This is a genomic window from Eubacterium sp. MSJ-13, assembly GCF_018918235.1.
GTDB lineage: Bacteria > Bacillota > Clostridia > Lachnospirales > Lachnospiraceae > Butyribacter.
On record NZ_JAHLQE010000087.1, the window covers coordinates 1 to 8,006 of the forward strand.

The following is an 8,006-nucleotide window of genomic DNA, read 5'->3' on the forward strand; positions in this document are numbered from 1 at the left end:
GCAAGGCGGAAGAATGAGCCGTAGCGGGCTACGGCGATTGATGACAACGCAGCATATGGAAATTTATACAAGTTATTTGGCGAAATGTCATTGATACACTACACTAGACATCATAAAAATAAGGACTAAGATATGACAAGTTACAAAGTAAAAAAATATTTAAAAGAAGATATAGTGGCAGAGGTTCCCGGTTCAAAAAGTATGACTAACAGGGCACTCCTGCTCGCTGCGATGGCGGACGGGACATCAAGGCTTGAGGGAGCTGCGTTTAGTGAGGACTCGGTTCACTTTTTAAAGGCACTTGAAAGTCTCGGATTTAAAGTTGAAGCTGATGAGAAAAAGTGCAGTGTTGTAATTGAAGGGCATGGAGGAAATATTCCAAATAAAAATGCCAAGATATATGTAGGCAGTGCCGGGACTGCGGCGAGGTTTCTTACGGCTTTTACGGCAATGGGGGATGGTGAGTATGTGCTTGACTCGTCAGACCAGATGAGAAAAAGACCTATGCGTGAACTTCTTGGGGCACTTGAAGGTCTTGGGGCAGAGTTTACATGGCTTGGTGAAGAATATACTTTCCCGATGAGAGTAAGAGGTATTTTATATGGAAGAAATGCTGTCGGAGAGCCTAAGACTGTTAATTTAAACATAGACAGGAGCAGTCAGTTTTTAAGTGCACTTTTAATGGTCTTGCCGATAGCATTTGATGATGTTACGATCAAAATGACGGGTACGAGAGAGGCTAGGTCATATGTTGAGATGACTGAGCAGATGATGAAGCAGTTTGGTCATAGGGGTGTTGAAAAACTTGAAAATGACAGCTATCGTGTAAGAGGCGGAAATTATACTGCAAGGGACTATGATATAGAGCCTGATGTCTCGGCAGCTTGTTATTTTTATGCACTTGCGGCGGCAACAGGAAAATGGGCTATGGTAAAGCGTATGCGTAAAGATTCGCTTCAGGGAGACATGAAGTTTATAGGCCTGCTTGAAAAGATGGGGTGTACTGTAAGTTGGGAGCGGGATGGTGAACAAAATCTTTGGCTTAAAGGACCTGACGGTAAATTGAAGGGAATTGAAGTTAAAATGTCAGATTTTTCAGACCAGGCTCTTACGCTTGCGGCGATAGCACCTTTTGCTGACTCGGATGTTACGATAACAGGGATTGCACATATAAGAGGTCAGGAGTCTGACAGGATAAAAGTTATTGTTGACGAACTTAATAAAATGGGGATATCATGTAATGAACTGCCTGATGGTGTAAAGATACATCCCGGTACACCTAAAAATACAAGTATAGAGACTTATAATGACCACAGAGTTGCAATGTCTTTTGCGGTTACCGGACTTGCAGGTGATGGAATGACAATATTAAATCCTATGTGCTGTAAAAAGACATTTGCGGGATTTTTTGATGAAATAGACAGATTGGAGGAATAAATTTTAATGAAAAAAGTAATCGAAATCTTACAGGAAGAACTTAGTGCTGCTTTTGAAAAGGCAGGCTATGACAAGAAATATGCAAAGGTTGGTGTTTCAAACAGACCTGACCTCTGCCAGTATCAGTGTAACGGAGCGCTTGCGGCTGCTAAAGAGTATCACAAAGCTCCTATTCAGATGGCAAATGAGGTTGTTGAATTTTTAAAAGACAGCGAAAGTTTTAAGGAGATAGTTGCACAGGCACCGGGATTTATAAATATGAGTGTCAGTGACAGATTTCTTGCTGATTACATAAATGAGATGGCAGCATCAGAGACTCTTGGCCTTGAAAAAGCCCAAAATCCTGAAACTATAGTTATCGACTACGGCGGAGCAAATGTTGCAAAACCGCTCCATGTAGGTCATCTTCGCTCAGCAGTTATCGGTGAGAGCATAAAGAGAACAGCGCGCTATCTTGGACATAAGGTAGTAGGTGATGTTCATCTCGGAGACTGGGGACTTCAGATTGGTCTTATCATTACGGAATTAAAACACCGCAAACCTGAACTTGTATATTTTGATGAGAGTTTTGACGGAGAATATCCTACAGAGCCTCCATTTACAATGTCTGACCTTGAGGAGATATATCCTTATGCTTCAGGCTATTCAAAAGAGCATCCTGAATATAAGGAAGAAGCACAGACAGCAACGGCCGAACTGCAGTCAGGAAGAAAAGGTTATCTTGCACTCTGGCAGCACATTATCAATGTGTCTGTTGCTGATTTAAAGAAGATATATACAAAATTAAATGTAGAGTTTGACCTCTGGAAAAAAGAATCAGATGCACAGCCATATATTCCGCAGATGGTACAGGATATGAAGGACGGAGGATATGCACATATCGACCAGGGTGCGCTTGTCGTTGATGTAAAAGAGGAGACTGACACAAAGGAAATCCCTCCTTGTATGATTCTTAAATCAAACGGGGCAACTCTTTACAATACAACTGACCTTGCAACTATTGTTGAGAGACGCAAACTTTTTGATCCTGATGAGATAATCTATGTCGTTGATAAAAGACAGTCACTTTACTTTGAGCAGGTATTCAGATGTGCAAGAAAGACAAAGATAATTGGCGAAGATGTAAAACTTGAGTTTGTGGGATTTGGTACTATGAACGGTAAGGACGGCAAACCGTTTAAGACTCGTGACGGCGGAGTATTAAGACTTGAAAAACTTCTTGAAGATGTAAATGAGCAGGTTCTTGACAAGATGAAAGACAGGGATATGGACAAGGATATGATAGATGATGCGGCAGCTAAAATAAGCCTTGCAGCTATCAAATATGGTGACCTCAGCAATCAGGCATCAAAAGATTATATATTTGATGTTGACAGATTTACATCATTTGAGGGAAATACAGGACCATATATCTTATATACGATAGTTCGCACAAAATCACTTCTTGCAAAAGTAAAGGCACAGAATATAGAGGTTGATGAAAAATCAGCTATCGAGCCTGCTGACAGCAAATCGGAGACAGATGTGATGCTCGCACTCACAAAATGGTCAGAGACGGTAAATGCTGCATTTGAGGAGCATGCACCACATAAGATATGCCAGTTTGTATATGAACTCTCAGACACATTCAATAAGTTCTATCATGAAAATAAGATAGTGACAAACGAAAATGAACAGCAGAGAAATTCCTACATTAAACTCAGTGCGTTGGTTGGAAAGGTTCTTGAAACAGCGATAGACCTTCTCGGACTTGAAGCTCCTGAGAGAATGTAAAAAATTTAAAATATATAAATTCTTATAAAACTATGCTTAAATGTGTGAGATTTGTGTAATCGTAATTGCATAAGATATACATCTAAGAGTTAGTTTCAGAAATAAATAACTGAAGTAAAAATTGGAGGCGATTTTCGATGTATCGTTTGACATCAAAACTTGTAATTTACAGAAATATAGGAAAAGACAGTATTTTATTTAAACTTGCTGACATCTTTCAGAGATTTTCAACAGGTCAGTATGTGAAAGAAGATCTTATCACAGAGATATATGACCAGATACATAATCTTCTTGACCTTTCAACCCGCTATGGTTTTGACAAAAATCTCTGGCATAATTATCTTGCATTTCTCCTTGCGATGAGTGAAAATCCGTTCACTCTTGTTTCTGAGAAAGTTGGAGCAAATGAGGGTACGGTAAATGAGTTTGCAAAAGGAGATTTTGCGATATTCAAGCAGCTTTTTGACTACGATTTTTCAGGTATTGAAAAGGAACTTGGAATTAACTGTTTCAGTGTCGTGTTAAATTACAAGGCTATCGTTAAGAGTGAGCAGATATTTAATAAGAGCGTAAGTGAGAAAGTCCAGCAGCTTAGCAGTGATATTGAAAAGGCTGAAGATGAGACTGAGATGTATAAGATAGTCACTGACTTTTACAGGACTTATGGTGTCGGAAAGTTTGGTTTAAATAAGGCATTCAGGGTAAATCACAATGAGAGTACGAGACAGGCAGGTGAGATATTAGAGCCTATCACAACAACAGGCAATATGACACTTGATGACCTTATAGGATATGAGTCCCAGAAACAGAAACTTATTGAAAATACTGAAGCATTCGTTAAGGGAAAGAAAGCAAACAATGTTCTTCTTTTCGGTGATGCAGGTACAGGAAAGTCAACGAGTATCAAGGCTATCTTAAATAAGTATTACAGTCAGGGTCTTAGAATGATAGAGGTTTACAAACATGAATTTAAAGACCTCTCAGCTATAATCTCTGAGATAAAGAATAGAAATTACAGATTTATAATCTATATGGATGACCTCTCATTTGAGGAATTTGAGATTGAGTATAAATATCTTAAAGCTGTTATAGAGGGTGGTCTTGAGACGAAGCCTGATAATATTCTTATATATGCAACTTCAAACAGAAGACATCTTATAAGAGAGACCTGGAGCGACCGCTCTGATATGTCAAAGGATGAACTTCACCGCTCAGATACTATGCAGGAGAAACTCTCACTTGTTGCAAGGTTTGGTGTTACCATCGGTTACTACAGACCGTCACAGCAGGAATATTTTGATATTGTTATCAATCTTGCAAAGAAATATCCTGAGATTAAACTTACGGAGGACGAGTTAAGGCTTGAGGCAAACAAGTGGGAATTAAGCCACGGTGGTATTTCAGGCCGCACGGCGCAGCAGTTTATCAACCATCTTATAGGTGTGGCAGACGATTAGGAGTTACTATTGACCTGTCTGATACCTGTCAGAAGACAGGTGGTATGCGGTATATAGCAGCGGTCAGGCAGGTATATGGCTATATATGATAATAAGATGATAAATGAGAATTTAGAGAGAAATATTTTGCACATGTTTATGAACAGATTGAACAGCCTGTTATTATGCCTTATCATGACAGGCTGTTTTATGGCTGTGGGAAGTCCTGTTAAGGCTTTGGCAGCCGGTCAGTCAGATTATGAACTTCTCAAAACAAAGATAATAAAGGCATATAAAGAATATAAAACTGAATTGGATATCAGTTCGTTTGATTTTTACATCAATGAGGATAAGAGCAGTATAAAAAAAGTGATGACAGAGGTTGTAAACAAAACTACATCATTATTTTATACAAGTCACAGCTATTCTCTTGAATACACAGGTACATCAGGAAAGATAACAAAGATACAGCTTGGTTATGCAGCAGAATATAAATATCAGAGTGGTTCAGTAAATAAAAGTGCTATAAAAAAAGCTTCAAATAAGATAAACAGACAGATAACAAAGATAACTTCCCAGCTAAAGCACGATATGAACAGTGTGGATAAGGCTCTTTTTGTGCATGACTGGATAGCGAAGAATACCTCATATGAGGACAAAAGTTCAGACAATGGAAGGCTTACCGAGTATGGTGTGCTTGTAAAACATAAAGGAAATTGTCAGGGGTATTCGCTTGCATATGCGGCAGTTATGGAAAAGCTTGGCATTTCGGTCCGGTTTGTGGATTCAGATTCAATGGGGCATGTATGGAATCAGGTAAAAATAGGCTCAAAATGGTATAATGTCGATGTTACATGGGATGACCCTGTTGGCAGCGAAACGGGAAAAAATCAGGATGGAGTGGTGCATCACAGTTTTTTACTTGCAAGTGATTCATATATGAAAAGCCATGGATATTATGGATTTCAGGCAACGGGGGCTGATAGTAAAAAGTATGATAAAAGCTATTTTAAAAATGTTACAAGTGCATTTGATTATCGTGGAGACTGTTTTGTATATATGGATTCATCAGGTATATATAAGCGGACACATGTTAATTCAGGCAGTGCAAAATGCCTTTGTAAAGTAAAGGGAATATGCTTTATTAAGTATAATTCAGTTAAGTATTATTATATAGCGTATAACAGAATTTATATATTTAGCTTGAAAAGCAACAGGTCTGCACTTGTATGGAGTCCTGTAAAGCAGTATGGTTATTCGTATTATATTACCCAGATAAAGTATTCATCAGGAAAAATTAAGTATTATTTGATAAATAAGAAAAAAAATAAACAAAAAAGAGGTTCATTTGAAGTAAAGAAGAGCGGATTGGTCTGAAAGATGCTTTTTTGTTTCTAACTTTATTGACAAAACAATGTCATATTGCTAAAATGAAACATGGTGGCAAAGATAAAGTATAGTTAATATTTACATATTTGCAGATGTTGACGGACTATTATCATATTAAAATCCGGTTTTGGAGGAAACTTATGAAGAAAAAAGTATTATCAATCCTTGTTGATAACACGTCAGGTGTACTTAGCCGAATATCAGGTTTGTTCAGCAGGCGTGGTTATAATATAGACAGTCTGACTGTAGGTGAAACGGAAAATCCGAAGTACTCACGAATGACAGTTGTTGTCAGAGGTGATGACCACATTCTTGACCAGATTGAAAAACAGCTTGCAAAACTTGAGGATGTAAGATGTGTCAAGGAACTTAAAAGCACACATTCGGTATGCAGGGAACTTGTCCTGATAACTGTTGGTGTTGAGCCGTCAAACAGACCGGAGATCATAGCTATTGCAGATACGTTCAGAGGTAAGATCGTGGATGTAGGAGTTGACACGATGATGATCGAACTTACGGGAAATCAGACAAAGCTTAATGCGTTTATCAAACTTCTTGACGGTTATGAGATAAAGGAACTTGTCAGAACAGGTATCACAGGTCTCAGCCGTGGAGCAGAGGTTATGCTTGATGAACTTGATTAGGTGTATTATAAAAATTGGCGATAGCACAGACGAAAAGTCTGTACTTCACATATATTAATTATTTTTTCACAGGAGGAAAATAAAAATGGCAGAAGCAAGAATTTTTTATCAGGATGATTGTAATTTATCTTTATTGGATGGCAAGACAATCGCCATTATCGGATATGGTAGTCAGGGTCATGCTCATGCACTCAACCTTAAGGAGTCAGGTTGTAATGTCATTATCGGTCTTTATGAAGGCTCAAAATCTTGGGCAAAGGCTGAGAAGCAGGGCTTTGAAGTATATACAGCAGCAGAAGCTGCAAAGAAAGCTGATATTATCATGATTCTTATCAACGATGAGAAGCAGGCAGATATGTATAAAGCTGACATCGAGCCAAACCTTGAAGCAGGAAACATGCTTATGTTTGCTCATGGATTCAACATTCACTTTGGATGTATCGTACCTCCAAAGGATGTAGATGTAACAATGATCGCTCCTAAAGCTCCTGGTCACACAGTACGTTCTGAGTATCAGGCAGGAAAGGGAACACCTTGTCTCGTAGCAGTAGAGCAGGATGCAACAGGTAAGGCACTTGATATGGCACTTGCATATGGTCTTGGAATCGGTGGAGCAAGAGCTGGTCTTCTTGAGACAACATTCCGTACAGAGACAGAGACAGACCTCTTTGGTGAGCAGGCTGTACTTTGTGGTGGTGTTTGTGCACTTATGCAGGCAGGTTTTGAGACACTTTGCGAAGCAGGATATGATCCAAGAAATGCATACTTTGAGTGTATCCATGAGATGAAGCTTATCGTAGACCTTATTTATCAGTCAGGTTTTGCAGGAATGAGATACTCTATCTCTAACACAGCAGAGTATGGTGATTACATCACAGGACCTAAGATTGTTACGGCTGAGACAAAGAAAGCTATGAAGCAGATCCTTACAGATATTCAGGATGGTACATTTGCAAAAGACTTCCTTCTCGATATGTCACCAGCAGGACGTCAGGTTCACTTCAAGGCTATGAGAAAGCTTGCTTCTGAGCATCCATCAGAGAAGATTGGAGCAGAAATCCGTAAGCTTTATAGCTGGAACAATGAGGGAGACAAACTCATCAACAACTAATCTTAATGATTTAGGGTGAAAATGATTTACATAGAGAGGTACATTGGTATATTTTATATCGGTGTATCTCTTTTTTGACTATAGAAAAAATACTAAAAAGTAGTAATCTAATTTTGATGAATAGAAAATTTGGAAAATTATATATAAATCTTGAAAATTATGTATAAATGCTTAAAAATAAAAATGTAACACAATGGATATTGTGTTACATTTTTT

Annotated in this window: 6 protein-coding genes; all 6 read left to right on the forward strand. The window is 38.5% G+C overall.

Going from position 1 to position 8,006, the window contains the following annotated elements; all coding sequences use genetic code 11:
- Positions 1 to 132 precede the first annotated feature (132 nt).
- The 6 genes from aroA (at position 133) to ilvC (ending at position 7,790) form a co-directional block, all read left to right on the forward strand.
- Entirely contained in the window at positions 133 to 1,437 is a 1,305-nt protein-coding gene (aroA, locus tag KQI69_RS05250) for a 3-phosphoshikimate 1-carboxyvinyltransferase (RefSeq protein WP_216564296.1), read from the forward strand.
- A 6-nt stretch (positions 1,438 to 1,443) separates the two neighbouring features.
- Complete coding sequence (argS, locus tag KQI69_RS05255) at positions 1,444 to 3,210, forward strand: arginine--tRNA ligase (RefSeq protein ID WP_216564297.1); 1,767 nt, start codon at positions 1,444 to 1,446, stop codon at positions 3,208 to 3,210.
- Between the two features lie 137 nt (positions 3,211 to 3,347).
- Positions 3,348 to 4,667, forward strand: a complete 1,320-nt coding sequence (locus KQI69_RS05260; protein ID WP_216564298.1) for an ATP-binding protein — start codon at positions 3,348 to 3,350, stop codon at positions 4,665 to 4,667.
- Positions 4,668 to 4,742: 75 nt separating this feature from the next.
- A complete protein-coding gene (locus tag KQI69_RS05265) occupies positions 4,743 to 6,023 on the forward strand; it encodes a transglutaminase domain-containing protein (protein WP_216564299.1) in 1,281 nt (426 codons plus the stop codon).
- A gap of 152 nt (positions 6,024 to 6,175) precedes the next feature.
- Positions 6,176 to 6,679, forward strand: coding sequence for an acetolactate synthase small subunit (ilvN, locus tag KQI69_RS05270; RefSeq protein ID WP_216564300.1), 504 nt, complete (start codon positions 6,176 to 6,178; stop codon positions 6,677 to 6,679).
- An 85-nt stretch (positions 6,680 to 6,764) separates the two neighbouring features.
- Complete coding sequence (gene ilvC / locus KQI69_RS05275; protein WP_216564301.1) at positions 6,765 to 7,790, forward strand: ketol-acid reductoisomerase; 1,026 nt, start codon at positions 6,765 to 6,767, stop codon at positions 7,788 to 7,790.
- The last annotated feature ends 216 nt before the right edge of the window (positions 7,791 to 8,006 follow it).

Bases quoted from the DNA above. Each gene is read 5' to 3' on its own strand.
- aroA (WP_216564296.1), top strand. From the start codon at position 133: ATGACAAGTTACAAAGTAAAAAAATATTTAAAAGAAGATATAGTGGCA.
- argS (WP_216564297.1), top strand. From the start codon at position 1,444: ATGAAAAAAGTAATCGAAATCTTACAGGAAGAACTTAGTGCTGCTTTT.
- KQI69_RS05260 (WP_216564298.1), top strand. From the start codon at position 3,348: ATGTATCGTTTGACATCAAAACTTGTAATTTACAGAAATATAGGAAAA.
- KQI69_RS05265 (WP_216564299.1), top strand. From the start codon at position 4,743: ATGGCTATATATGATAATAAGATGATAAATGAGAATTTAGAGAGAAAT.
- ilvN (WP_216564300.1), top strand. From the start codon at position 6,176: ATGAAGAAAAAAGTATTATCAATCCTTGTTGATAACACGTCAGGTGTA.
- ilvC (WP_216564301.1), top strand. From the start codon at position 6,765: ATGGCAGAAGCAAGAATTTTTTATCAGGATGATTGTAATTTATCTTTA.